The sequence below is a fragment of the Candidatus Phaeomarinobacter ectocarpi genome, from assembly GCF_000689395.1.
Classification (GTDB): domain Bacteria; phylum Pseudomonadota; class Alphaproteobacteria; order CGMCC-115125; family CGMCC-115125; genus Pyruvatibacter; species Pyruvatibacter ectocarpi.
Genome location: NZ_HG966617.1, coordinates 2,878,237 through 2,904,352, shown reverse-complemented (window position 1 = coordinate 2,904,352; position 26,116 = coordinate 2,878,237). Strand labels below are relative to the sequence as shown.

Annotated in this window: 18 protein-coding genes; 7 read left to right on the top strand and 11 right to left on the bottom strand. The window is 60.0% G+C overall.

Translation table 11 applies throughout. The annotated features are described in order from the left end of the window. The first annotated feature begins 220 nt into the window (after positions 1–220). From BN1012_RS13840 to BN1012_RS13830, 3 genes are read left to right on the top strand one after another with little or no spacing between them, the layout of a single operon-like run. The gene (locus tag BN1012_RS13840) at positions 221–1,948 is read left to right on the top strand and encodes a ShlB/FhaC/HecB family hemolysin secretion/activation protein (protein WP_171815980.1); all 1,728 of its coding nucleotides are present in this window, start codon (positions 221–223) and stop codon (positions 1,946–1,948) included. After that, on the top strand, positions 1,945–9,594 hold the full coding sequence (locus tag BN1012_RS13835) for a beta strand repeat-containing protein (RefSeq protein ID WP_043950052.1): 7,650 nt from the start codon (positions 1,945–1,947) through the stop codon (positions 9,592–9,594). Before BN1012_RS13840 ends, BN1012_RS13835 begins: the two co-directional genes overlap by 4 nt. Then, positions 9,591–12,638 carry a CHAT domain-containing protein gene (locus BN1012_RS13830; protein ID WP_043950051.1) on the top strand — a complete coding sequence of 1,016 codons (3,048 nt, stop codon included), beginning with the start codon at positions 9,591–9,593 and terminating at the stop codon, positions 12,636–12,638. The genes BN1012_RS13835 and BN1012_RS13830 overlap by 4 nt, the downstream gene beginning before the upstream one ends. 33 nt (positions 12,639–12,671) lie before the next feature. Here BN1012_RS13830 and BN1012_RS13825 read toward each other — a convergent pair whose 3' ends face one another. The 6 genes from BN1012_RS13825 to BN1012_RS13800 all read right to left on the bottom strand — a co-directional run bounded on the left by BN1012_RS13825 (position 12,672) and on the right by BN1012_RS13800 (position 18,150). Beyond that, positions 12,672–13,583, bottom strand: a complete 912-nt coding sequence (locus BN1012_RS13825) for a hypothetical protein (protein ID WP_043950050.1) — start codon at positions 13,581–13,583, stop codon at positions 12,672–12,674. Then, positions 13,561–15,036, bottom strand: coding sequence for a CHASE2 domain-containing protein (locus tag BN1012_RS13820; RefSeq protein WP_043950049.1), 1,476 nt, complete (start codon positions 15,034–15,036; stop codon positions 13,561–13,563). Before BN1012_RS13820 ends, BN1012_RS13825 begins: the two co-directional genes overlap by 23 nt. Before the next feature lie 84 nt (positions 15,037–15,120). After that, on the bottom strand, positions 15,121–15,546 hold the full coding sequence (locus BN1012_RS13815; RefSeq protein ID WP_043950048.1) for a DUF1330 domain-containing protein: 426 nt from the start codon (positions 15,544–15,546) through the stop codon (positions 15,121–15,123). Positions 15,547–15,557: 11 nt separating this feature from the next. Next, complete coding sequence (locus BN1012_RS13810; protein WP_043950047.1) at positions 15,558–16,436, bottom strand: crotonase/enoyl-CoA hydratase family protein; 879 nt, start codon at positions 16,434–16,436, stop codon at positions 15,558–15,560. A gap of 30 nt (positions 16,437–16,466) precedes the next feature. Continuing rightward, positions 16,467–17,495 (bottom strand): glutathione S-transferase N-terminal domain-containing protein, encoded by a 1,029-nt coding sequence (locus BN1012_RS13805; RefSeq protein WP_043950046.1) that lies wholly within the window; start codon positions 17,493–17,495, stop codon positions 16,467–16,469. 19 nt (positions 17,496–17,514) lie between these two features. Further along, positions 17,515–18,150, bottom strand: coding sequence for a glutathione S-transferase family protein (locus tag BN1012_RS13800; protein ID WP_043950045.1), 636 nt, complete (start codon positions 18,148–18,150; stop codon positions 17,515–17,517). A gap of 167 nt (positions 18,151–18,317) precedes the next feature. Between BN1012_RS13800 and BN1012_RS13795 the strand changes: the two genes are divergently transcribed. Continuing rightward, positions 18,318–18,653, top strand: coding sequence for a hypothetical protein (locus BN1012_RS13795; protein ID WP_043950044.1), 336 nt, complete (start codon positions 18,318–18,320; stop codon positions 18,651–18,653). 7 nt (positions 18,654–18,660) lie between these two features. On the opposite strand, the gene BN1012_RS13790 is transcribed toward BN1012_RS13795, so the two are convergent. Next, positions 18,661–19,275 (bottom strand): NUDIX hydrolase, encoded by a 615-nt coding sequence (locus BN1012_RS13790; protein ID WP_052535363.1) that lies wholly within the window; start codon positions 19,273–19,275, stop codon positions 18,661–18,663. 2 nt (positions 19,276–19,277) lie between these two features. Then, positions 19,278–20,297: an NADP-dependent oxidoreductase gene (locus BN1012_RS13785; protein WP_043951120.1), complete on the bottom strand. Its 1,020-nt coding sequence runs from the start codon at positions 20,295–20,297 to the stop codon at positions 19,278–19,280. 60 nt (positions 20,298–20,357) lie between these two features. Here BN1012_RS13785 and BN1012_RS13780 point away from each other — a divergent pair, with 60 nt between their 5' ends. Continuing rightward, on the top strand, positions 20,358–21,554 hold the full coding sequence (locus tag BN1012_RS13780) for an acyl-CoA dehydrogenase family protein (RefSeq protein ID WP_043950043.1): 1,197 nt from the start codon (positions 20,358–20,360) through the stop codon (positions 21,552–21,554). 70 nt (positions 21,555–21,624) lie between these two features. Next, positions 21,625–23,340, top strand: a complete 1,716-nt coding sequence (locus BN1012_RS13775) for an N-acyl-D-amino-acid deacylase family protein (RefSeq protein ID WP_043950042.1) — start codon at positions 21,625–21,627, stop codon at positions 23,338–23,340. A 2-nt stretch (positions 23,341–23,342) separates the two neighbouring features. On the opposite strand, the gene BN1012_RS13770 is transcribed toward BN1012_RS13775, so the two are convergent. Both BN1012_RS13770 and BN1012_RS13765 read right to left on the bottom strand, forming a co-directional pair. After that, positions 23,343–23,705 carry a GFA family protein gene (locus BN1012_RS13770; protein WP_081826411.1) on the bottom strand — a complete coding sequence of 121 codons (363 nt, stop codon included), beginning with the start codon at positions 23,703–23,705 and terminating at the stop codon, positions 23,343–23,345. Positions 23,706–23,767: 62 nt separating this feature from the next. Further along, positions 23,768–24,322: a D-glycero-alpha-D-manno-heptose-1,7-bisphosphate 7-phosphatase gene (locus tag BN1012_RS13765; RefSeq protein ID WP_043951119.1), complete on the bottom strand. Its 555-nt coding sequence runs from the start codon at positions 24,320–24,322 to the stop codon at positions 23,768–23,770. A gap of 107 nt (positions 24,323–24,429) precedes the next feature. On the opposite strand from BN1012_RS13765, the gene BN1012_RS13760 reads away from it, so the two are divergent. Continuing rightward, positions 24,430–25,116, top strand: a complete 687-nt coding sequence (locus BN1012_RS13760) for a cupin domain-containing protein (RefSeq protein WP_197538308.1) — start codon at positions 24,430–24,432, stop codon at positions 25,114–25,116. On the opposite strand, the gene BN1012_RS13755 is transcribed toward BN1012_RS13760, so the two are convergent. Further along, the gene (locus tag BN1012_RS13755) at positions 25,117–26,064 is read right to left on the bottom strand and encodes a radical SAM protein (protein ID WP_043950040.1); all 948 of its coding nucleotides are present in this window, start codon (positions 26,062–26,064) and stop codon (positions 25,117–25,119) included. It abuts the gene before it with no gap. Between the last annotated feature and the right edge of the window lie 52 nt (positions 26,065–26,116).

Genomic DNA, 26,116 nt, shown 5'->3' with positions numbered 1-26,116 from the left:
TTTGGATCACATGTGATCCGCGTGGCCCAGACGCCTGTGTTCTGTTTCGGCACAGTATTAAGAATTTGGTAACTTTTTCAGTGAGATTCGCGCTGAAAACCTTTAGATTTCTGGGCTTGAAAGGCACGCAAGCAAGAGCGCCACATTTGGGGTGGGCGGTCTGGCTTTTGCACTTAGTGCAGTTTGTTGCGTTGCCTTTGTCCTTGGGGGGGCATTTTTCGTGCGGGCTTTAGCCTCTTTGGCGCTAACGGTCTTGTGGGCCGGGCTGGCTGCCGGGTGTTCGGTATTGCCGACGCCTGCGGTCCCTGCCGGTGCAACCGTGCCGCCGGCCGAGCAGGCGCGTGTTGAAGCTGCTGCTCAGGAGACCGCACCGACACCGGCCACCGAAGCACCCCGTCTCACCCTCAAATCGATTGAACTAGAGCGCGTCAGTGAGCTGCCGCAGGAAACTGCTGTAAGCGATGACATGCTTCTTGCGGCGGCGGATGGCCTGATCGGTCAGGACGTCACGCTCGATGAGCTGCGCGGGATTGCCACCGGCATGGAAGCCGTCTTCCGTGACGAGGGGTATCCCTATGTGCGGGTTGTGTTGCCGCCGCAGCGTGTCGCCGACGGCCAGGTCAAATTGCAGGTCATCGAGGGCCAGATTGAGGGCGTGGTTGTTCTGGGCGAGTCGCCGACTGCCAAGCGGCAGGCGGAAGCTCAGTTGTCCAAGCTGAACAATCTGGGACCCGTTCCCGTGGCTTCAGTTGAAGAAGCCATTGCCGCGCTGTCAGACATCCCGGGACTGAATGCCAATGTGTCCCTTGCCCGTGGCACGCAGGGGCCGGGCACCATGCGGATCATTGCCGAGGCCAAGCGTGAAGAGCCGCGCTTTCTCATCAACATGCACAATTGGGGGCCTGAGGCGCTGGGGCGCGAGGGCATTACGGGATTTGTCCGTGTCCCGGGGCTGGCGCTTTATGGCGATGAAATCCAGGCCTCGTTCTTTACGACCCGGGACTGGGGCGAGCAGTTTGTCGGCCAACTGGCCTATGAGCGAGGTCTGACGGCCAGCGGTCTCAAGGTCCGTCTAGAAGGGACCTATGGGGAAGCCGAGCCAACAGGCGTCGTGGCGACGCTTGGCGCGACCTCGCGCAGCTATACCGGCAAGCTTGAAGTCAGCCACCCGATCTATCGGGACCGGACCAATCTGGTCGATCTTTATGGCGGACTGGATTACGCGGACCTGAAGGGCGAACTGTTTAACCAGACTGTTCTATTGAGCAACGACAAAACCCGCACCGCCTATCTGGGCGCTGAAAGTGAATTCAGCTGGGACGGGTGGTCCATCGATACCTGGGTCGAAGCCCGTAAGGGTGTGGGCATCATGGGGGCCAGCAAACGCGGCGAGCCAAATCTCGCCCGGCCTGAAGCGCGACCCAATGCGTGGTCCCTGCTTGCTGAAACCAACATCACGACGCCGACTTTCCAGACCTTCCGGCTGGACCTGCGCGGCATGGGGCAGCACGCGCGCGATCCGCTCATGGCTGTGGAAGAATTCTCCTTTGGCAATTACACGATTATCCGCGGATATGACCCTGGGGCAGCAACCGGGGATGCGGCAATTGCCGGGTCAATCGAACTGACGGGCCTTGGCCATCGCCCCTTCAACGACCGCACTCATGTTGAGTTCTTCGGATTTCTGGACGTAGGCGAATACTGGAACCGGGATCAGTCTGCGGTTGCGCAGCATACGCTTGCGTCATCCGGTGTCGGGATGCGGGTGACGGTTGATGAATATGCACGCGCTGAGATTGTCTATGCGGAACCCATGCGCGAGCCGCGCGGACAAGGCGAGGGCGTTCAGAGCCCACGGGTCCTGTTCTCTTTGACGACGAATGTCGGCCGCGTTGCAAAGGATGCCTACGGCGCCGTCTCGGGCCTGTTCGGGGGGAATGGCGGATGATGTTTCTGCATGCTCCCGTGATCCGAAAATCCCTTATCCGGAAATCTCTCGCGCGGCTGATGTGCGGCGTGTCGGCGGTGGCTCTTTTTGCGTCCGCCGCGTCAGCGACGCCCGCCAACGGCACCTTTGTGGCCGGGGGTGCCGGCGGCAGCATCACGCCGTCAGGGGGTGACGTCACCATCAACACCGGGACGGACCCCAGAAGCGTTATCACCTGGGACAGCTTCAATATCGACAATGGCGACACGGTCATCTTCAACCAGCTGAACAACCAGTCGATTGCGCTCAACAAGGTCACCGGGCCCCTGGCGCAGAGCACGATTGACGGGATCCTCCAGTCCAACGGCCATGTGTGGATCCTCAATCCGGCGGGGGTGGCGTTCGGCGCAAACGCCAATATCGATGTGGGGGCGCTGCTGGCCACCACGGCGGATATCGACAACGCCACCTTCATGGCCACCGACCCGACCACGGGCACGTTCACCTTCACCGATGCCGGCGGCACCGGGGCCATCATCGTTGCCAATGGCGCGGACCTCGACACCACAGGACTCCTTGCGCTTGTGGCACCGATGGTCACCAATTCCGGTGACCTGACATCGTCCCACGGCGACGTGCTGCTGGGGGGGGCGGAAGCCTTCCGCATCAAATTCGCCAGCACGGCCCGCAACAATGGCGCGGCGTTCAACGAGTTGCTGGTGACAGACTTCATCATCGACGGCGGGTCGAGCACGGCTGCTGCCGGCGGTGACGTGGTGCATCAGACCTCCACGGGCCGCGCCATCGGCGGTCGGGTGATTGCCGATGCGTCACGGGTCGGCGGTGGGGCCTTCCTCAATATGGAAGGTCTCGTGGAAGCGCAGAATGTCGGCACCTTGTCCGGCGACGTCATGTTGCTTGGCGGGGTGGACATCACCGCCGGCGCGTTGGGCGCGACAGCGACCGATGCGGTTAAGACGGACAACATGACCATTGTTGCGCCGGGCACTGCATCCGTGCAGGGCACGGCCGTGACAATCGGCAACGCCGTGGGGCCGCTCAACACCGGCGGCAATACCAACAGCAGCACAGGTGCCGTCGCGTTCACGGGTACCACGGGTGACGTGACGATTGCGGCTGACCTTCAGGCCACAGCCGGAGACGTGAACATTCAGGCCACGAACGGCAATATCGACGTGGCCGAACTCATCGCGCTTGGAAGCATCACCGTTTCGGGCCGCGACATCGACCTTGCCAACGGCAACCAGACCGGCACGACAACTGTTCTGCGAACCACCAACGGCGCGCTGTCGCTGACAGCCACCAACGGCGACATTTCAAAGGGTGCGGGCATCGTCGATATTGATGTCGGCACCAATGTCACCCTGAGTGGCAACGCGACAGGGGCGACATCCGCATGGGCCATAGACGCGGTACCGGGAACGGTCACCGCTGATGACTTCAACGTCCAGTTCCTGCGTGTTGGCGCGACCGGCAGCGTCGGCGTTGGCGACGTCACAGCCAGCCAATCGGCGGAAGTGATTTCCACCGGCAGCACGGTCAAGGTTGGCAATGTCTCGAGCGATAACAACATCACCCTGTCGGGCACCGACATCGATCTGACCGGCACGGGCGGGTCTCTTCAGTCGACGGGTGGCACCGTGTCGGTCACTGCAACCGGTGGCGGTGCCAACAACATTTCTGCGACTGGTGCCATCGACATTGATGGTGATGTTGTGACGCTGTCGGGCCCGACCACGGGTACTGTTGTGGATATTGACGCCGACAATGGTGCTGTTACGGCGAACGCTGTTACTGCGTCAGCAGGGTCCGCATCCATCGATGCGACGGGCAATGTGGACGTGGATGGTGTCTCCGCCACTACGACGGCACGGGTTGTGTCCAGTGCTGGTGCGGTGGATGTGGGCAATGTAACCGGGCCCGGTGGCATCACGGTCTCGGGCACCGATGTCGACCTGACCGGCACCGGTGGCTCGCTTCAGTCCACCGGCGGTACGGTCTCGGTAACGGCGTCGGGCGGAGGCGCCAACAACATTTCAGCGGCGGGTGCTATCGATATTGATGGCGACAACGTGACTGTCTCGGGACTATTGACCGGTGACTCGATCGATATTGACGCGGACAACGGTGCGGTTACCGCCAACGCCCTCACAGCGACCGGCACCAGCGTCTTGGTCGACGCAACCGGCAACATTGACGTGGACGATGTGACGGCCACGGCGACCGGTGTGGCGCGGGTAGTGTCGAGCGCTGGCGAAGTTGATGTCGGTGACGTGAGCGGGAATCTCAGCGTCACGATCTCCGGGACTGATGTCGACCTCACAGGGACCAATGGCAAGGTCATCGCCGCAGGCGGTGTGACAACGATTGGGGCGAGCGGGGGTGGAGCCAACAACATATCGTCTGCCGGCGCCATGGATATTGATGGCGGGGTCGTAATTCTCTCCGGTTCGACCAGCGCGGTAGGCAATCTGGATATCACCAGTGCTGGCGGCACGACGGCGGGGGATGTATCCGGCGGTGCGACGGTGGTGGTACGGTCCGTGGTCGGCGTGGTTGACGTCGACAATGTGACAGGCACGGGGACCGTTCAGGTCGTAGCGGATGCAAATGCTGTCGATGTTGGCAATGTGACCGGGCCCGGCGGCATCACGATTTCCGGAACGGACATTGATCTGACAGGAACCGGCGGCTCGCTGCAGTCGACCGGCGGCACTGTCTCGGTGACGGCGTCGGGCGGCGGAGTGAACAATATCTCGGCGGCCGGAGCCATCGACATCGATGGTGATGTCGTTTCCCTTTCAGGACCCGTAACCGGCACCTCGATTGATATCGATGCCGACAATGGCACGGTGACGACAAATGCCGTTTCTGCGTCATCTGGGTCTGCGTCAATTGATGCTACCGGCAACATTGACGTTGATGACGTATCGGCCACGACAACCGCACGCGTGGTTTCATCTACCGGCGCAGTCGATGTTGGTAACGTGACCGGCACAACAGGAATCACGGTTTCTGGCTTGGATGTGGATCTGACGGGCACCGGGGGCTCGATTCAGTCGACTGGCGGTACTGTCTCCGTGACGGCATCAGGTGGTGGTGCGAACAACATTTCCTCTGCGGGTGCCATCGACATCGACGGTGACACTGTTGCTCTGTCAGGACCGTTATCGGGAACCTCGGTCGACATTGATGCCGACAATGGGACGGTGACGGCCAGCGCGATCACAGCCTCCGCCGGATCTGCGTCTATTGATGCGACGGGAAATGTCGACGTGGATAACGTGTCAGCGACAACGACGGCGCGGGTTGTGTCTGGTACGGGTGCAGTCGACGTGGGCGATGTCACTGGCACGACCGGGGTTACCGTTTCTGGCACTGATATCGATTTCACAGGTGCCAATGGTGATGTTGCGGCTGCCGGTGGCACCGTGTCTCTGACTGCAACTGGCGGTGGTGCGAACAACATATCATCGGCGGGTGCGCTGGATGTCGACGGCAATGTCGTGACGCTGAGCGGCAATACATCCGCCGTCGGTGATATCACCATTGATGCTGCAACTGGCAATGTTTCTACCAATGGGTCAATCACCTCCACCGGCGGTCTTGTTTCTGTGGTTGCCAATGCCGGGAGTGCCATTCTGCAGGCGGTTCAGGCGCTCACGGGTGTAACACTGACTGCCAATCAGATATCAGCGACGACCATTCAGGGCGCGTCTGTCGACATTGATGCAGATGCAGGAACGGTCACAGCAACTGGTGTAACGGCAACAGGTGGTTCAGTGGCTATTGATGCCACTGGCGACGTTGACGTGGATAATGTGATGGCCACCACGACGGCAAGGGTCGTCTCCAGCAGCGGTGCGGTGGATGTGGGCAATGTCACCGGTCCGACCGGCATCACGATTTCTGGCACGGACGTTGATCTGACCGGCACCGGCGGCTCGGTGCAGTCATCAGGTGGGGCCGTCTCGATCACTGCAAATGGCGGTGGCGCCAACAACATTTCAAGCGCAGGGGCCATTGATATCGATGGCGACAGCATCGCTCTCACCGGACCGCTGACAGGCACATCTGTTCATCTGCGGGCAGACACGGGCGCGCTTTCTGCCAACGATATTACAGCTACCGCTGGGGATCTGACTGCCGAGGCCAACACGACCATCGATATCGATGACGTCACCGCGACAGGTGCGCTGCAGATTGGCAGTGCTGGCATCACGACTCAGGAAATCGATGTCGGTGATATCTCGGGCGACACGAGCGTTGGCGTGTTTGGCACGGATGTCGACCTGACCGGTGCCAGCGGGTCCGTTCGGTCGGCCAACGGGTTTGTTCAACTCACGGTCACCAATTCGGGCAACAACATTTCGGCAGCCGGTGCCATCGACATTGATGCCCAGACCCAGGTCCTGCTGTTCAATGACATCAGCGTAGGCGGGAATGTCACCATTGATGCGGGCACGTTCATTTCGGGCGGCAACAGTTCGATTGGCACATCCGCCGGCTCGGTGGCTGTCAATGCAGTCGGCAATATCGACATCGATGGCGTCACTGCCACAACGACGGCGAGCGTGATCTCTACCGGCGGGTCTGTCGATGTGGGCGATGTGGCCGGGCCGAATGGCGTGACCGTTACCGGCACGGACATTGATTTCACCGGCACCAACCGCGACGTCGTGGCGTCGGCGGGCACGGTGGCGCTAACCGCGACCGGCGGCGGTGCCAACAATATATCTTCCAATGGCGCGCTGGATATCGACGGCAATGTTGTGACCCTGAGTGGCAATACCTCGGCGACCGGCGACATCACCATTGATGCGGCGACAGGCAATGTGTCGACCAACGGGTCGATCACTTCCACCGGTGGGCTGGTGTCGATCGTTGCCAATGCGGGCAATGCGGTCCTGCAGGCCATTCAGGCGGCAACGGGCGTGACGCTGACGGCCAACCAGGTGAGTGCTACCAACATCCAGGGGGCGTCGGTGGATGTCGACACCGATGCGGGCACAGTCATTGCGATGGGCGTGACAGCGACCGGCGGGTCGGTGGCGATCGATTCAACGGGTAACATTGATGTGGACAACGTGTCCGCCACAACGTCGGCGCGGGTTGTCTCTACGACTGGCGCAGTCGACGTGGGGGACGTTTCGGCAGTGACGCAGGCGGACATTTCCGGCACGGATGTTGATCTGACCGGGGCCAACGGGTCCGTGCAGGTGACAACCGGCACGGCCAACCTGACGGCGACGGGCGGCGGCGCCAACAATATTTCGGCGGCCGGTGCGATCGACATTGATGGGCACCAGGTCAATCTCTTGGGCACGACGACCGGCACCAGCATCGACATTGACGCGACCAACGGCCCTGTGACGGGCAATGACCTGACGGCGACAGGCGGCAGCGTGTCGGTTGATGCCTCCAACGGCATCGATGTCGATGACGTGACCGCAACAACGACCGTGCGCGTGGTCTCCCCGTTCGGCGCTGTGGATGTGGGCAATGTGATGGGTCCGGCGGGCGTCACAATTTCGGGCACGGATGTTGACCTGACCGGCGCCGGCGGCTCGGTACAATCCGCCAACGGCGTTACGTCACTGGCAGCGACCGGCGGGGGCGCGAACAATGTCTCGTCTGCCGGGGCCATGGACATTGACGGCAATAGCATCGTGCTGAGCGGGCCTGTGGTTGGTGGTGGGGCAGTGTCGCTCACGGCAGACACGACCGATATCTCGTCCGCCGGTATCGTGGATGTGACCGGCACCAGTGTCACTGTCAGCGGTCCGGTCAACGGTACCGGCGGCGTGGCCCTGTCGGCCACCACAGGCGATGTCAGCGTCGACAGCGCCATCGCATCCGCTGGTGGAACCGTTGCCCTGAGTGCCGTCAACGGCGATATCGACGTGACGTCCGTGTCCGGTGCAACTGGCGCGACATTCGTTGCCCAGGATGTGGACGTAACGGGCAGCGTCAATGGTGGCGCCGGCCGGGCGGCGCTGACGGCAACGGCAGGCGATATCTCGACGCCGGGTACATTGGACATTGACGGTGGATCCATATCACTGGCGGGGCCCGTGCAGGCGGGAACAGGCATCGACCTTGATGCATCGACCGGTGGCATCACCGCGACAGCCGACATGACATCGACAGCCGGTTCAGCGGTTCTGCGTGCGGTCAATGGTGCGATCTCGGTTCAGGGCGTGAAAGCGCCTGACGGCATTTCGATGGTCGGCGCGGCCGTGAACTTTGCCGGCATGTTGATGACACAGGGGCAGGTATTTCTTGAAGCTCTGACTGGCGCGCTTACGGGCAGCGGTACGAGCTCTGTTGCCGCGCCCAATGGCGGTCTTACTGCGCGGGCACTCGGAGGCGCTGCGACTCTCAACAATGTGGTCATCGGCGGTGACCTGTCCCTTGTTGGCGGGTCAAGCACCATGACCGGCGTGTCGACTGTTGGCGGCACGGCAACGCTGCAAGCCCTTACGGGTAATGTGCATGTGGCGGGATCAGTGGCGGCCACAGGTGGCATATTGCTTATCGAAGCGCCATCGGGGTCGGCGGTCATCAACAGCATTGCATCAAACTCAGATGTGTCACTTGTGGTGCTCGACCTTGATCTCACGGGCACAATCAGCGCCGGCGACCAATTCAACCTGACACCGGCAGGCAGTGGGCGCACCATCATCATTGGTGGTTCGGGGGGTACGGACGGGGTTACGCTGCGCCGTCCACAGGGCTTCACGCTTGATGCGTCCGAAGTGACCCGGATTATTGCCTCGAAGCTCCAGATCGATGCGGGCGCTAACGACCTGGCATTGCTTGATGCGACGTTTGATCCTGCGGCACTTCAGTCGCTTTTCCTCGGCGCTGATGCCAATGCGCGCATCATTGCAGCGGGCAACGTCACGGGCCTTCCCCATCTTCAGCTGGGTTTTGTCGATGGTGCGGCCAATGCAAGGCCGGGCCTGATCCTGGTGTCGGGCGCACTTGGCGAGGACACTGCAGCCGACCGTCTTGCCTCCCTGAGACTGGAAAGCTCAGAAGACATTGTGATTGGCACGCAGGCGTTTCTTGATGAGTTTGAACGTGCAGACGGAAACCTTGATCTGTCCATCCTTGGTGAGCCAGATCTCGCGCGGTTCAATGGTACTCAGGACCATGTGTTCATCGCCGCTGATCAACTGCGTCTGTTCGCGCCAGGCGAAATCGTACAACTGAATACCGGAACAAGTTTTGTCGGCGCCGGGGTGGTCTTTGGTGAGGCACCGGCCGGTGAGGGCACAATCGTAAGCACCGGCGGTGGCCCGGAGCGCGTCAATCTGTTCGGGACGGTCATTCGTTCAACTGGGGAGCGGGTCACCAGCTTTGAAGCCGGCCTGGAGCCAAACCTTCTTGGCCCGGGGCTGTCGCAAAATGGTGAGCTACGTCTCAACCTTTGCGTCATCGGAGATTCATCCAGCTGTTCCATCGCTATCCTTCGCGAGGCACAGGAAAGTGCGCGGTCGCGCAATAGCGCGCTCAGCAGTCTGACAAATTCAACACTGTTTGGTTTTGAAGACGACGATGATGATGACGATGAGGAAGAGGACCTTGGTGGTGTCGCAGGCTCCGGCAATGAAGGTCTTTGGGGGGTCGGCTTGCCATGATCGCAAAACAGAAATCCTTGACCGTGCTGCTGGCGGCGGGTCTTGCGCTGGCTGGTTGTGAATCCATCAGTGAGGGTGTCGGCTTTGGCGGCGTTGCCTCTACGTCTGGAGGGCTGCCGGAGGCCCTTGATCTTGGCATGAGCGCGGACACAGAACAGTGCCGTGCGACCCGGCGCATCGACATACAGCTTGCGGGGCTTGGGGCACAGTATGATGTGTTCTGCGGCTCCTGGCGTCGGCCTGCCGGTGTCATTCAGGTTTATCCTGAACAAAGCCTGCCGGAGCTTGAAACATTTCTGTCTGGCTGTGTGCGCGGGCAGGGCGTGACAGGCCAAGCGCTCAGCCAGGAGGAGCTGCAGCTGGCGTCCTCCGGCCTGACATGTCCGGGTACGTCATCTGCGGATTTATTTCGCGACATTGCCGTGCGCGACCAGGGCAATGGGTTGGTAAGCGCCGGGCGTGGCCTGCCTGCCCTCCTGCCGGTGATGCGACGTGGTGCAGCGGCCATCGTTGGCAATGAAGCGCCCGTTGAATTGTCGGCCAGCGATGTTGAGGGCCTGCCGGGGGTTGTTGCCTTGCAGGATCAGGAAGTTCTGCGGCGGCGCGGGCATAAGCGCAACGCATCGTTCCGATTTGCCCTGGCCGCTGAGGACTTTGCCCGGGCCGTATCCATTCAGGACGGGCTGTTTGGTGGAGACCCGGTGCGGCGTGCGGACATCGCGCTTGATCTTGCTCTCAATCTTTCAAGTCAGGGGCGTTTTGCGGAAGCTGAAACCCTGCTGGACGATGCGCGTGACGCATCAGCGACGCTGGGCACACCCTGGCTGAGCGACAAACTTACGAATTACCGGGCAGTACACTTGCTTAACAAAGGGTCGTTGCGTGAAGCGCTGGCGATGGCGCAATCGCCGTTCTCCTCGCAGACCACAGGGGCCATTGCTGCCTTCGACAGTGCGCAGAGTGGCGGCAAGCTTACGAACATCAGCCCGCGTGCAGCTGAGTTTGTAAATCAGCGCCGTGGTGAAGAAGTGCCGCCATTGTATTCAGACAGCGCGCTTGAGCCCGGGATTCGGGCAACCATCCTCAAGGCTCACCGCGCTTACATTCTTGCGTCCATTCTTGATTTGCGTGGCCGCGAAGGCGCGATTGACGCTCTGAATGAAGCGGACGCGCGCGTCAGTGCTGCGCCCGCTGGTTCCGCGCCTTGGTTGCGGGCACTCATTGGCGAAAAGCGCGCGCTCACCGCTCTTAAGAATAGGCGCACATCCGCAGCGGAGGCGCAGCTCCTGTCTATTCTGGCAGACTGGCGCAGCCGGGAGCCGCGCTCGTTGTTGACCGCCCAGCTTCTGTCGAGCCTCGGCCGCGCTCAGGCTGCATCTGGTCGCGAAGACCAGGCGCTGGCGTCCTACCGGGAGGCCTTCGATCTTTATTCCAGCGTCGAAGGCTCGTTCGGTGTGTCTCCGGACCGGGCGGGTGAATATCTTGATCTGCTGGTTCGGCGCGCCGGGGATGGGGCGAATGCGCAGGCAACGCTTGATTTCCTCAACGCGTTTGAAGATGTGGTCGAGCCGCGCGCGGCGGCGGCCATGGCCCAGGCTGCCGCCCGTCTGGCAACGGACAATGCGGCGACGGAAATTCGTGAACTGCAGGACGCGGAACGCGCGCTGGCGGATGCACAAAAGCGACTGCAGGAAGAAGCAGGCACCGCTGACCCTCAGCGTCTGGCGGAATTGCGTGAAGCCACGGATGTCATTGAGCAGACGCTTCTGGCAGCGGAGGATGCAGCGCGTCGTGCACAGCCCCAGTACATGCAGCTGGTCAACAAGGGGGCGTCTGCCACTGATCTTGTGGAGGCCGTGCTGCCCGGGGAAGCGTTTGTTGCTTTTGCCGCGACGCGGTCCGGCGGGTTTGGCTATGCGGTCTTTGATGGCCGGGTGCGCCCCTTCAGAACTGATCTGACCAGTGGCGAGGCTGCCAAGCTCGTGCGCCGACTGCGCCTTACACTGCGCAGCAGGCGTGGCGGTACGGTGCCTTATGCGGTTGCGCAGGCCCATGATCTTTTCAAAGGCGTGTTTGGTCCCGTCCATGCCGATATGAAATCGGCCGGTGTTGAAACGCTGATCTTCTCTCCACGCGGGTCCTTAGGATCCATGCCTCCAGCGGCACTGGTGACGGAGTTGCCTGCGGATGGTGGGGGGATGCGTAACCGGGACTACAGCGAGATTGCTTTTCTGGCGCGGGACTATGCGTTTATTTCCTCTCCGAGTGCCGGCAGTTTTGTGGCGACACGGCGGACGGAACGCAAGTCGGCGCCAGGCGGTTTGACGGTGTTTGGTCCACCAACGCCACCGCGGTCCACGGACCCTTGGATCAACCGGTATTCGCAGCGCATGGTGGAAGCGGGGCGTCCGGAACGCTGTGGGCGTGTGTTTGCCGGGCAAGACAATCTCCAGGCGCCGCTCACGCCCTTGGCACCGGGTGTTGCGAGTTCGTTTCGCAGACGCACCGTCGATGGGTCCGCCTTCACGGACCAGGCGATCCTCAATGATGCGTCCATCGGTGACCAGCAGGTTCTGGTCTTTGTGACGCATGGCTTCTTCGGAGACGGCTTCTGCATTACTGAACCAGCGCTGCTGACCAGCCTTGGCAGCGAGGGAGATGCGTTGCTGTCGGCAACAGAAATTCTCGACATGGAGATTTCGGCTGATCTGGTTTTCCTCGCGGCTTGTGACACGGCACGGACCGGAGAAGGCGCGCAGGGGCTCGCAGCGTTGTTCGATGGTGCGCAGCTAGATGGTCTGGTGCGCAGCTTTATCTACGCAGGCGCGCGCGCCGTGCTGGCAACCCACTGGGTTGCCGATGACAAAGCGGCGGATGCGATTACCCGGCAGTTCTTTGCCGAGGCACGCGGTGCACCCATGCACGAGGCGTTGAGAAATGCGCAGACATCATTGATGAACACCAGCGACACAGCGCACCCGTATTTCTGGGCGCCCTATGTCGTGATTGGTGATGCAACCCATGCGCTGGATGCGCGCAGCTAGATTGTCATATTGGTGTTGATGCCTGCCGCAGCCCTAAAGTGGGCAGAGTGCAGCGGTATCGCCCGACGCCAGCAAGGCCAGCGCAGCTTCCCGGTCCAGGCCATTGTCTGACGCCTGATTGAGGATCTGAGCTGCTTCATATGACCAGGTGAACGGGTCTTCTGACGCCACGCAGAAAGCTGAGAACATGGCGGCCGTATCCCGGCCCATCCAGTTTGGTGCTTCTACTTCTGGCGCGGGGGGTGCTGTTTCCACGGCGTCAAAGAAGGTCTGGTTGGTGCGCCCGAAGCTGTCCTTGACCACGATGGAGTAGCGGCCGGGAACAATTTCCCGCGCGGCGATCGTGGTGGATTTGTCAGACAAGGTGGTGGACGCAAAGATGCGGTCATCCGGGTCAAGGACCAGAAGCTCAAATGGCGCCTGTCCCCCAGTCCAGCCAACCCACAAGGGGCGGAAGCCGGATTTGATCTGCGCAGATTCAGCTTCAAGGTCGAGGAGGCCGAATGTGAATTCTTCAGCTGATCGTCCCAACCCCTGAGCGACCATGCGGTCACCCAATGGCAGCAGGCGGCCTTCGATGATCTCAGATACGGACTGTGATGCCGTCTCGGCGCCACCGATGGTGTGTGATGATGGCCCGCGGAATTCGCGTGGGTGCGAGGCACCGGCCACAGCGACCACAACCCGATCAGCAGATGAGCCGAGTTTCAGCACGTCACCTTCGCAAAGTGGCGAGAAGACTCCCAACGGGCCTTCCGAGCCGCCGCGCGCAATGCGCACGCTGTCGTCACTGCCCTGAACGTCTTTGACGAAGGCTACGGTCGGTGTTGAGCAGGGCCCGACGGCTGCTTGTGCAGGCAGGGTCGGGACAACGAAACCCGTGGCGACGGCTCCAAGTGCAATGGCACCTGAAACGGCAAAACTAAGCTGCTTGGCTGCGCGCATTTCGCAAGCTCTCCATCAATTCTTCAAAATCTTCGCGGGCTTCGTTCAAAGCGGCCACGTAGGCAGGGGCGGCAAAGCTCACCCAAATTCCATTGTCTAGCAGAAGATAGCTGGCAAATGTACTGACCCAGAAAATCCCCACCCCGATCAACAGCTTAACAATAACTGGGTTTGTCAGCAATTTGATTGGTAAACGCACCATCCGGGAGAAAAAAGGCAGATGTGAGGATGGGCCAATCCAGTCTCGCGCGATGCGGGCATACCAGAAGGAAGCGACGATCAACGTGACGAAGATCGTCAGCAAAACAGCGTCCAAAAGCCAGTAAAGCCGCCGTATTTCGCCGCCTTCTTCGAGACCACGGATCATATTGGCGATGACCATACTGCCACCCATCAGGCCGTAGGGGGTCATGTGGCGGTCCCGCGCCATGGTCGCAGCAGAGCCGATGATGACAATACCGTTGCTGGAGGCCAGGCCTGAAACCATGGGCGGATTGGCAAAACCGGCGGGGATATAGAACATGTCCGCAGCCAAAAGGGATGGCTCGGTGACCGGATCATTGCCGGGATGGGCCGAGTAATTGATGAAGCTTTCCTGCTCCCCGAAAGCGATGGGTTCGCGGTCGATGCGCTCGAGATCAAAACTTGGATCGTCGATCTCGCCACGGCAGAACTGGCGTGGCCGCTCGACGGCCCGGTTCACCAGCGCAATGGCCTCTTGTGCCGACGATGCCGTGCGTCCGGCAATGGCGTAGAGCGGCGTTGTGGGGACAATGTCTGTGCCGGTCTGTGTCTTGATGCAAAGGTAGTGGGCCATGTAGCGGGCGCCAACGACTTCATCGCCGGTGATCTGGGCTACGGACCATACGATGTTCTGAGCCGGCGCATTGGCGAGAATGCGCTCGCGCGCAGAGCCACGGGCGCGGGCCAGCTGGTCGCGGTGGCCATCGCCATCAACGACCTCGCGCTGCATGACCAGCAATGGTGCTTCGGTGTCCGCTCCCCACCGGGTGAGAATGTCGTCAATGCGGGATTCCTGCTCTTCCTCCGGTGTGCGCCAGAAGAGATCAATATCGGCCACGACGACTTTCGGGCGGGGGAAGCCGGGAATGCCGTAGGCGGCCTCAAGCATGTCAGCCACCACCTTGCGCGGGGCATAGGCGAGGGCGGGCCCGTCGGTTTCATCGGACTGCCAGACGCTTTCGTCCAAATTGAGAAAGAGGATCGGGCCGGTGCCTTTGACCGTCTGGTTGACCCTGAGTTCAAATGCGATCTGCAGCACTTCGCGGTCAGCTTCGCCCAGAAAGGTCTGCCACCCCTCCGGCGTGCGCAAAATGGCCCATACGATCAGGGCAAGCGCCAGGCTCAGGAGGAAGTTTGCGTCAAACATCCCCTTGCCGGTTTCAACCAGTCGCTCTTGTTGTGGTGATGCATCCTGCGTGATGGATGTCATCTCATGCCGCCCCCAAGTGTTAGCCCTGTCTGGGCAAGACTAACGCAAGGAGAAGCTCAGGGCACGACCTAAGACGGGGCAGGTTCAGGATGGGAGAATGAAATCCGGGGTTGTTTCGATGTTCAGCTGGCCTTCAAGACCAGCATCTCGATGGTGCGAGATCTCCTGATAGGCGTCAGATGTGGACATCTCAAACAGGCTGGCGCGCTTGGGATACTCTACAAGGGCCACCTGGTCCCACATGTCTTCTACAAGTCCCAGCGTCAGGAAGGTCACGGGGCCCGCGAAAATCAGCCGACCACCATGCTTCTCAATCAATGGTGCAACGCCTGCTCCATAGCGCGCATATGCCTCCCGGCCCGACAGATCAGCGTCGCTGCCATCCTTGTAGGCGGCCTTGTCCCTGAACTTGAGAAGATTGACCATCACGATCGGTCCGTCCGGGCCCGGATCATTGGCCATGGCTTCGATCTGTTCCTTGCCAGGCATCACATGGTTTTCGACTTTCATGGGTATTGCTCCTATGCGGCGCCGAGGCTGCGTTTTGGTGGAAGCTCCGCGAAGTCACCTTCGCGCTTTTCAGCATTTGCTGTCATGGCTTCCATGATCTCGCTGGTCTGCAACATGGAAGCGTTCCAGATGGCGATGTAATCCAGCGCGTCTGCGGTGGTGTGGTCGCGGGAATAGTTGATGAGGCGTTTGCAGCCGGAGACGGCAAGCGGTGCGTTGGCTGCAATCTCGCGGGCAATCTCCATCACGCCGTCCAGCATGGCAGACTGATCAGCAAAGACCCGGTTTACGAGGCCGACTTCCTTGGCTTCAGCTGCGTGAATGCGGCGACCTGTGTAGGCGAGCTCACGCACGATGCCTTCGGGAATGATTTTGACGATACGGGGGAATGTTCCCACGTCCGCTGTCATGCCGATCTTTGTTTCATAGATCGTGAAGAAGGCGTCTTCCGTGCAATAGCGCATGTCGCAGGCGGTTGTGAGATCAACACCGCCACCAATGCAGCCACCCTGAATCGCTGCAAGGACGGGGATGCGGCAATTCTCCAGAGCTGAAAACGAGTCCTGCATGCCCAGAACGTTGTTGTAGAAAGCCTGACCTGCGGTGAGCTTGGCCTTGCGCTTTGCGGTTTCGTCATCGCCGGTGCCGCCAGGCGAGATTTCAGATCCACCAAAGGACGAGACATCAAGTCCGCTTGTGAAGTGCGGGCCTGTTGACGAGATAACAATCACACGGGCTTCCGCCTCCGTGTCGATCTTGTTGATGATGCTTGGTAGCTCGGACCAGAACGACCGGATCATGGCGTTGCGCTTTTCAGGCCGGTTCAGCTTGATGTGCGCTATGCGGTTCTCGATCGTGACCTCAAAGCACTCAGTATTGGTTGTTGTCATGACAGTCTCCTGAGACGTTTCTATTTCTGATCAGGCAAATATGGCTTCGCAGCCAGTTCCGGCAATGATGGCATCAAATGCCGAACGGGCATTTGCGTCCAGCGCAGCATAGTTCTTGCGCAACTCCATCAGGCATTTGCCTTGATAGGGGAAGGGCTTTTGGACCCAGCGGGCGCCAGCGATGGTTGTGTCCACCTCGTCCGCGCCTGTTTCCAGTGCCTTGGCGTTGGCCAGAAGGAACGGTGCATACACACGACCCACCTCAGCCAGTATGGCCTTGAGTGTCGCGGGGACAGTTTCGGCATTGAACCACCCGTCTTCGGTTGGTTCTTCACCGGATAGATCTTCCATCAACATCACCCAAGCATAGACGCGGGGGGCTGTTTCAAGCGTGACGGCCAGCGGCGTCGGGTCAAACTGAGCAAGCTGTGTGAGCTGGCCAAAGAAGGCAAAGTCGGCAGCACCGGGGCGGGCACCCATGATGAAGGGATGCTCGACGAGATGAGCCCGCAGAGCTTCCACAATGCGGTGGTAGCTTTCTTCAATCACCGGCGCAGTCACGTCGTTGGAGCCTACGACATAGAGGCGGGAAATCTGCCGTTCGCTGAAAATCTTCGCCAGCTCATTGGCCTGTTCTTCGCTGGGTGACTGGATGCGCGCGCGGGGCAGAACATTGCCCGCCTGCTTGATGTCAGCGTCGTAGTACCAGCGGTAGTGGAACATGGCCTTGGTCAGCCACTCATCGCCATAGTCTTCCAGCAGATCATCGACCATGCGGATGACGGGGTCCGATGGGCGGACCTTTCGCTCGGTCACTTCCGCGTCAAAGCGGGTGATCAGCGGAGTTGAATCCACCACGGCTTCCAGTTCACCAGCATCGTTGTCGAGATAGAACGTTGGCAGCAGACCGACTTTTGGCTGAGGCAGGTCATCAATCTCGCGCGGGTTTTTCCAGATCACGCGGTAGGGAATGTGCCGATAGCGCAGGACGCTGAGCATTTTGCGCGTGTATGGGGAGGGCGGGGCGCCCGCAAGGGTGACAGGTGTTTTGAGTGTCATGGATGTATGCCTTGGTGCTTTATGCTTTTGCACTGGGGCGGGCGGACATGGCCGCATGCCAGCGATTGAGGTTCGTGTGGGCGTCTGTTGGTGTGATCTTTACCCACGCGCCAAAGTCAACGCAGACCAGTGCAGTGATATCGGCCACTGAGAGTGTGTCGATGGCAATGAAGTCCCGGCCCTCAAGGCGCTCGTTCAGCATGTCGTAGAAAAGCGGAAGACGTTTTTTGCCGCGTTCAGCGAGGGCGGGAATCTGCTCAAGATTGAGCGGGCCGGTCATGGCGCGGCCCTGCATGCCCTTTGACGTGTTGCGCAGAATTTCAGCAACGGCCATCAGGCCTTCAAACTCGATGCGGGCGTTCCAGCTGGCCACGAGGCCCTTTTCAGCCGGTGTTGACCCCAGGATCGGGTTCTCCGGCTTGTAGGCGTCGGCCCAGGCGGCGATGCCCGAATTGTCTGTCAGGATCGTGCCGTCTTCCAGCTGAAGAGCCGGGATGGTGCAGCTTGGATTGATCTTCTTGTATTCATCGGAAAGCTGCTCGCCCTGCATCATGTCGATCTGTTTGTTTTCTACTTCAATTCCCTTTTCCGCCAGCAGGATGCGTGCGCGGCGCGGGCTGGGCGCGGGGGTGAAGTCGTAAAAGGTAATCGGCATGTATTGGCTCCCTGAGTGTCAATTTATTGGGTTTTATAAATGAACGGGCGCCGGGAGGCGACTCCAAAGCGGCGCAAACGCTCATTTTGACGACTGGTAATGGTGGTCATTCAACTGTAGCGTTTTGTTCAGGTGCTTGGGTGCATCTCACAAATGGGGGACTTCCAATGACTAAATTTGCTAAGTTTGCTGCGATTTCAGCAGTCGCGGCATTTGTTTACGCTGGTCCGGCACAAGCCGAAGATCTTGATTTTCTTCTGATAAATGCGTCCAGCGCGGACATCATCGAGTTCCAGGTGTCTGATCCAGGCGACGACTACTGGACCGATAACCTCATTCCCAGCGGCTATGTATTGCCAGCCGGCAACGAGATTGAGGTGCTGATTGCTGACGGTCAATCCAACTGCAACTACGACATTCGTGCCGTCTGGGATGATGGCTCTGAGTATGTCGAATACGATTCTGATCTGTGCGACCTGGGCGAATGGGAGTTCACCGACTAAGCACGATCTAACGTGCCCAATCGGGTTGATCGAAATGGGCAACACGGGTGGTAAGGCCCTTGACCGCCACCTCATGAAACTGATGCAAAATGGCGCCGGTCGGTGCATGGATATCGACCGGCCCCACATGCATTCGGATGATGGGCCTTTCAGGGTCGGGCCCGGGCAACAGCTCCGGTGAGTCGGGTCTGTCCAATGACGCAACTTCAAAGTGATGGATCGCGGCCACTTCATCCGGGTTTGCCTTCATCTGAGCTTTGGTGACCCAGAACACAAAAGCTGACATCGCATATCCAGAATGGGTCTCGTAATCATCGAGCTGACCCAGATAGTGCTCGCCTGTCAGCGTCAGGCCCAGCTCTTCGCGTGTTTCACGGATGGCGCCTTCCAGTGATGTTTCTCCAGCATCCAGTCGACCACCAGGAAAGGCCCACTGGCCTGCATGGCCCCGCAGCTTTGCCGCCCGGCGCGTTATGATGAAGGCAGGATCACCGCCGGTGTCATCAAGTGTCGTGATGACTGCAACGCTCGCCCGCTTCAGGTCTGTTTCGGCCAGCAGGTTTGGTTCAAACGCTGCCAGGTTCTGCTTCATCTGTTGACGCAGTGCGTGGTCGGACGTCATGCCTAAGAAACTTTGATGAGGCGACGGCCGAAGTTCTCACCTTTGAAGAGGCCCGCATAGGCAGCAGGCGCGTTCTCGATGCCGTCCACCACTTCTTCGCGATAGAGTAGCTTGTCCTCATTTATCCACTGGGCCATCTGCATGGCGGCGGGGCCGAATTCGCGCACGAAGTCCAGAACGACAAAACCCTGCATGGTCAAGCGCTGGGTGATGAACGGTAGCGTGTTGCGAATGCCGCGTGGCTCATCAAGATTGTACTCAGCGAGCTGACCGGAGACCGCAATGCGCCCGCCGGGCTTCAGCACATTGATGGCGGCATCCAGCATTTCGCCGCCCACATTGTCGAAGTAGATGTCTGCACCGCCGCTGGTTGCGTCATGCATGGCGTCTTCAAGGTTGGCAGCGTCGCGGTAGTTGATGCTGGCATCAAAGCCCGCTTCAGCCGTAAGCCAGTCGCACTTTGCTTTAGAGCCTGCAATGCCGATCACGCGGCCGGCTCCCATGAGTTTGGCGAGTTGCCCGGCGGTGGCCCCCACGGGTCCTGAGGCAGACGAGATCAGAACGGTTTCGCCCTCTTTGAGCCTGGCGATGTTCTTGAGGCCAAACCAGGATGTCATGCCCGGAATCCCCAGAATGCCGATGGCTGCAGTTGGCGTGACCTTGCCTTTGAACAGCGCCGGATTGTGCTTCACGCAATGGCGGCCTTTGACCACCAGGCCTGACTGCCAGCCAAACCCGCCGGTGACCATGTCGCCTACGGCGAGTTTTTCGTCTTTTGTTTCTTCCACAATGCCGATGCCGGCACTGGTGATGAGGCTGCCGATGGGGGTCGCCCCCACATAGGTGTCCCTGGACAGGGCCGGGCGCATGCCGGGATCAAGGGAGAAGTGGGTTACGCGGACGCGCACCTGACCGTCTTCGACCGCAGGCAGGTCCTGCTCTTCCAGCTTGAAGGTCTTGTCGTCGGGGATACCCGCAGGCCGTTCGGCCAGTACCCAGCGGCGTGTTGTCATGCTTCCCATTTGCAGCGCTCCCTGCTTTGTTGTTGCAAACGACATAGCAAGCCTTTGGGGAAAAATGAAATGACAAGAGATGTTGGGGGAGCTGGCGGGTTGCAGACCTACATCGACGAGCCGGAACATGTGGGAATGCTCCGCGATACGCTAAAGCGCTTTGTGGAAGAAAAAGCACCGCGCGAAAAACGCCGTGAGTGGGACAAGGCGCACCAGTTTCCCCGCGATGTATTTGCAGAGTTGGCAAAGCTCGGCATCTGCGGGCTGACTATCCCTGAGGAGAATGGCGGGGCAGGCGTTGATCTGGTCGCAGCTGTCGCTGCGATTGAGGAACTGGCGCAGGCGGGCGCATTTCTGGCCGGGCCCTTCATTCATGCAGCGTTCTACGGCGGTGCCAATGTGGCTGAGAACGGCTCCGACGCTCAAAAGGCGCAGATGCTGCCCAAGCTCGCAGCGGGCGAGATGTTTTTTGCCTATGGGCTATCAGAGCCGGACGTGGGCGGCGATCTGCCGAGTGTCAAAACCCGCGCGCGGATGGACGGCGACGAGATTGTCATCAACGGGTCCAAACGCTGGTGCACGGGGGCTGACTTTGCTGACGTGATCTATTGCCTCGTGAATTCCGACCCCGATGGCAAGAAGTACAAGAACCTCTCCGTGGTGCTGATCCCGACCGACGCGCCGGGCGTCACCATGCAGCCGATTGAGCACGCAAACCTGCGCTACACATTGTCGTCGGATGTGTATTTCGATGACGTGCGTGTGCCGGCCTCGTGCGTTCTGGGTGGACCAGAGAAGTGGAACAAGGGCTGGGGGCAACTGGCGGGCAAGACCCTCGACGTCGAGAAGATCGAGATCACGGCGGTGGCCTTTGGTCTGGCCCGTGCGGCGGTGGAAGAAGCCTGGCAGTACGCGCAAGAGCGTGAGCAGTTCGGGCGGGTGATCTCCGGTCATCAGTCTGTCCGCCACGCCCTAGTGGATGCCCGCACCAAGCTGCAGGCCTGTCGGCACATGCTCTACCACGCGGTCTGGCTGGCGCAGGAAGACCGGCCCTGCTCGGTTGAAACAAGCATGGCCAAGCTCTTTATCGGTGATACAGCAGTAGAAATCGCTCTTCTGTGTCAGCGGGTGATGGGGGCTTACGCTTTGTCAGATGCCTATGACATGGAACGCCATGTGCGGGACATTCTGGGCATGCCGATTGTCGGCGGGTCTTCCAACATGCAGCGCAACAATATTGCTGCACGGCTGGGGCTGCCTGAATAGAGCGCGCATAGGGACAAACCCGGTTGACCCCTGCTAGTCTCCCGCGGAAACAAATACAGGGAGCGGTCGAATGAGCACATTTGATCTGGTGGTTCGTGGCGGACGCATCGCTGACGGGTCCGGCGGCGAGATTTTTTCTGGCGACGTTGCGGTCAAAGACGGCGTTGTGGCGGAGGTCGGATCTGTGTCCGGCACAGCTGCCCGCGAAATTAATGCTGATGGCGCGCTTGTAACGCCTGGCTTCGTCGACATCCATACCCACTATGATGGCCAGGTGACGTGGGACAGTCAGCTCACGCCGTCGTCCTGGCACGGCGTGACAACTGCCGTCATGGGCAATTGCGGTGTCGGGTTTGCGCCCTGCAAAGCCGAAGACCACACGCGCCTGATCCGGCTGATGGAAGGCGTTGAGGACATCCCCTTTCCGGTGCTGGCGGATGGCCTTCCCTGGAACTGGGAGAGCTTCCCGGAATATCTCGACAGCCTGAGCAGCAAGACTTTTGACATCGACTTTGCCGCTCAGGTTCCCCATGCGGCATTGCGTGTGTTCGTGATGGGTGAACGTGGCGCCAATCGCGATATGGCGACGGGCGATGACATAGCAACGATGGCCACCCTGGCACGCGAAGCCATTGAAGCGGGTGCACTCGGCTTTACGACGTCGCGCACGCTGAACCATCAAACGTCAGAAGGTGATCCAACGCCGACCCTGACGGCGGCGGAAGACGAACTGATGGGCATTGCCCTTGAGATCGGCAAGGCCGGCAAGGGTGTGTTGCAGGTCGTTTCCGACTTCAAGAAGCGCCGCGATGAAATGGAAATGTTCCAGCGCATCGTTGAGAAGTCCGGCCGCCCGATGTCGATTTCTGTGGCGCAGACAGACCTGGCACCGGATGCCTGGAAGTGGCTGCTGTCGGAGATTGAAGGGGCCAATGAGCGCGGGCTTGAGATGCGGGCGCAGGTCGCGCCGCGGCCGGTCGGCATTCTTGTCGGTCTTGAACTGACGTTGAATCCGTTCACAGCCTACCCGGCTTACGCGGAAATCGAAGACGCGCCGCTGGCTGAAAAAGTGGCGAAGCTGTCGGACCCTGCTTTCCGGGCACGGATGCTGAGCAATGAACCGTCTTCCGACCATCCATTTGTGCAATCGCTCATCCGGCAGTTTGACCAGATGTTCCCGCTGGGTGACGTGCCGGACTATGAACCGACGCCGGACAAGATGCTGGGGGCGCAGGCCAAGGCGCAGGGCAAGAGCGTTGAAGAACTGGCGCTTGAGTATCTGATGGCAGATGGCGGGCGTGGACCGGGTACGGGCATGTTGCTGTTCCCGTTCCTCAACTATGCCAATGGGTCGCTCGATCCGTCCTACGCCATGATGCAGCACCCCAACTCGGTGATGGGCCTGTCAGATGGTGGCGCGCATATGGGCACCATCTGTGACGGGTCGTTCTCAACAACGTTGCTGCAGCACTGGACGCGTGACCGCACACGGGGTCCGAAGCTGGACCTGCCCTTTGTCATCAGGGCGCAGACAGCGCAAACCGCGCGCGCGGTAGGCCTGTCTGATCGCGGCCTGCTCAAGCCGGGCATGAAGGCAGACATCAATGTGATTGATCATGCGGGGCTTCGCCTGCACGCGCCTGAGATTGCCCACGACCTGCCAGGCGGCGGACGTCGTCTGCTACAGCGCGCCGATGGGTATGTGGCGACGGTTGTGTCCGGTGAAACGGTATATGAAAACGGTCAGCCGACGGGCGCGCTGCCAGGCCGGCTCATACGCGGCTAGCGCTAGCCGTCATCCTCGAACTGGAGTGCATCGGCGGGAATGGTAATCCATGGTTGTTTGCTGCGGGTCCAGTAGTGGGCATCTGGCTTGAGGCCTGATGTATCCTTCAGGGTGCCAGCCTTGATGCTCATGTTGTTTCCGGTCTGGTGGTAGATGCGTGAGCCGCACTGAGGACAGAACGCACATGTCTTTGTGCGGCCGCTATCGCAGGTGACGTCGAAAGAGCTGAGAGCACCAGATGTGAGTTCGAAGTCCTCTGGTCTGACGCCAAGGCTCATGCCGAACGCACTGGCCGATTGCTTTTGGCACTCGGTGCAATGGCAGATTGCCAGTTTCAGGGGCGTCCCGTTGATCCGGTAAGTCACCTGCCCGCATTAGCAGTTGCCATGTCGACTGTCCTGGGTCATGAGCTTTACCTCCGGTGCATTCAGTGTGTGAGGATGCTGCTGATCCAGGCGCGTGCTTCCGTGAGGTCAGCTAGGGTACGTATCTGTCGCTCTTCTGTGCTCTTGGGTCTGCCGTCACGCGGGGTGCCGACCAGTCCCAGATGACCGACGCCTGCAGCGAACCCAGCCTCCATATCTGTCCACTTGTCACCCAGCATGGCTGACGCCGACATGCCTATGTCATGGGTATCGCGGGCTGTGAGGAGCATGCCGGGGTTGGGTTTGCGCATCGGGTGGTCGCGGCCGTCAGGACCGTTGAGGTGAGGACAGTGGAAGATGTCCGTTAGCGCAATGCCTTCATCAGCAAAGCGGGCGCGCATCCAGACTGTGAGAGTCTGATACTGTTCTTCCGTGTAGTAACCGCGGGCAATACCGGACTGGTTGGTGATAACGATCAGGGCTGCGTCAAGGTTGATCGCTGTGCGTGCCAGCTCGAAGATGCCCGGCATCCACTCAAAGTCCTTTGCGTCGTGTACATATCCCTTGTCGACGTTGATGATGCCATCACGGTCCAGAAAGAGGGCTCGGCGTGTCACGGCAGGTTTGTGTCCTTGTCGGCAGGCATCACGGGCTTGTGAGCGGCGCATGGAAAGTTCTGCGCCTATCTAACGCGAAGACGCTCTCCTGAGCAAAGGAACCAGACATGTCACAGCAGACGGCTAGCCAGGCCCCGATAACGCTTTTTGCAGATCTGACGCAGCCAGCGCAGGTCGACACGCAGGCAATCGACTGGGTTCCCTCTCCGATGGCAGGTGTAGAGCGACGCATGATCGAGCGCGACGGCGGCGAGGTTGCACGGGCCACAAGCTTAGTGCGCTATGCTGCCGGCAGCCGGTTTTCCGCCCATCGCCATGACATGGGCGAGGAGTACATCGTCCTGTCCGGTACGTTTTCAGACAATGATGGTGACTTCCCTGAAGGCACGTATGTGCGCAACCCGCCAGGGTCGTCACATGCGCCGCATACGGATGATGGCTGTGTGATCCTCGTCAAGCTGCGGCAAATGCCTGACGACGAAGATCGCACTGTCCATGTTGATACGAAGACCGCCCCGTTCGAGCCAGCCGGTGTCGCGGGGTATGAGCGGCAGGTGCTGTTTTGCTCGGATTATGAGCAGGTTTCAGTAGAGCGCCTGCAGCCGGGAACGGGCATTGAGGCGCATGCTGCCGGGGGCGAGGAGATTTTCGTGCTGGACGGCGCGTTGTCGTATGGCGGTGTACTGTATGGCAAGGGCACGTGGTTGCGTCGTGCGGCTGGTCAGGAACTGCCGATGGCGTCACCAGATGGATGCCGCCTCTGGGTGAAGCGCGGTCACCTTTCTGACGTCTGACTAGCTGGAACAGCTGGCGCCGCCCAGGACGCAGAAACGTGAGCAGTGCGGATGGTTCAGGGACACCGGCTTCATGCTGCCTTTGAGGGTTGGTCCCAATTCAAACCGTTCGTCATAGGCAATCAGCGTGCAAGCCAGTATGGCAGGTGCGCTGGCGCCCTTGCGTTTAACAGCCATGCGGGCATTGGAGCACATCACGTCCCGGGGCGACTTGTTCAGTGTCTTCCAGCACCCGGTGGTGATTTCTGCGATGTCGGTACTCTCATCCATTTCCGGAAAGATCACGAGGTCATTCGGGTTCGTGGCATCAAGGTCGAGATCGAGTTCGGCAAAGAGTTTTGCATACCCGGTGCGCTCGTCTTCTTCGGTTTCACCCGACAGCATCCGACCGGCAATGGATAGCTGAAAGCCATTGCGGTTCAGCCATATCAGCCCGTCGATCATCGGGGCCCAGGAATCCGGCCCCCGCTCTTCTTCGTGAACCTGGCTCGTGTAGTGGTCCATGGACACCCGGATTGTGAGGCGGGCCGAATAGAGGGCCTGCAGCGCCAGCAAGGCTTCAGCAGGTCCCGGGCGTTGCATGGGACGCATGGCGTTTGTCAGCACCAATGCATTGTGGCCGCGCGACAGGGCGTCCCCGAGCATTGGAATAAAGTCCGGGTTCATGAACGGTTCGCCACCGGTAAATCCAATTTCCTTGAGACCCAGATGCTCCCGCTCTGCTTCATCGAGCAGCTCGGCCACCTCGGAGGTGGAGATGTATTCCAGCGCATCATTGGTGGGAGTGGATTCGATGTAGCAGTTGGCGCAGGCGAGATTGCACAAGGTTCCTGTGTTGATCCACAGGGTTTCTAGGGTGTGTGGCATGACCCAGGCGCGTTTTTCGCCTTTGACGGTCAGGTGCGGGTCCTGAAATTTGCCAGAGATTGTGCGGGGCATTTCGTTCATGAGGGCACATAAACGCTCAAAGCGCCCGGCGTCTATCAAAAAGGCAAATGCA